This is a genomic window from Robertmurraya mesotrionivorans (genome assembly GCF_050971805.1).
Classification (GTDB): domain Bacteria; phylum Bacillota; class Bacilli; order Bacillales; family Cytobacillaceae; genus Robertmurraya_A.
This window is the reverse complement of record NZ_JBPCCH010000058.1, coordinates 1-755: the sequence shown is the minus strand read 5'-3', so window position 1 is coordinate 755 and position 755 is coordinate 1. Positions and strand designations below refer to the sequence as shown.

Below are 755 nucleotides of genomic sequence, written 5' to 3'. Positions count from 1 at the left end.
CATATCGGTGTTAGTCCCGTCCTTCATCGGCTCCTAGTGCCAAGGCATCCACCGTGCGCCCTTTCTAACTTAACCTATCGAAAAAATATAAGCTTCACATCTCTTCGTCATCTTCGCTCGTCAACATCCTCACGTACCTTTAAGTACGCTCCGGTGTCTCCTCACTCAATTCCTCGACCTGTTCGCTTCTCTTTTTTCTTGGTTCTCTAATTTAATAGAGAGAAAACTAAAATGGCGATTACTCGGTATTTCTTGGTTTTCTTCATATATCATTATCTAGTTTTCAAGGAACAATTTTTGGTGGAGCCTAGCGGGATCGAACCGCTGACCTCCTGCGTGCAAGGCAGGCGCTCTCCCAGCTGAGCTAAGGCCCCGTTAAATTTGTATGGTGGGCCTAAATGGACTCGAACCATCGACCTCACGCTTATCAGGCGTGCGCTCTAACCAGCTGAGCTATAGGCCCATACAACAGAAAAAAAGAACTTACTATTTTATATATGAGAGTTTGCTCTCTCAAAACTAAACAAATCATATCATCAACGTTGTTAGCTTCGACCGAAGGTCGTAAGCCTCAATTTTCCTTAGAAAGGAGGTGATCCAGCCGCACCTTCCGATACGGCTACCTTGTTACGACTTCACCCCAATCATCTGTCCCACCTTAGGCGGCTGGCTCCTTACGGTTACCCCACCGACTTCGGGTGTTACAAACTCTCGTGGTGTGACGGGCGGTGTGTACAAGGCCCGGGAACGTATTC

At 47.3% G+C, this 755-nt stretch carries 2 tRNA genes and 2 rRNA genes; all 4 read right to left on the bottom strand.

What is annotated here, in order from left to right:
• Positions 1 to 75 (bottom strand): 23S ribosomal RNA (locus tag ACRX5O_RS25220); the annotation flags it as partial.
• Between the two features lie 223 nt (positions 76 to 298).
• Positions 299 to 374: transfer RNA gene (locus tag ACRX5O_RS25215), tRNA-Ala, on the bottom strand.
• Between the two features lie 12 nt (positions 375 to 386).
• A tRNA-Ile gene (locus ACRX5O_RS25210) sits at positions 387 to 463 on the bottom strand.
• A gap of 122 nt (positions 464 to 585) precedes the next feature.
• Positions 586 to 755: ribosomal RNA gene (locus ACRX5O_RS25205) — 16S ribosomal RNA — on the bottom strand; the annotation flags it as partial.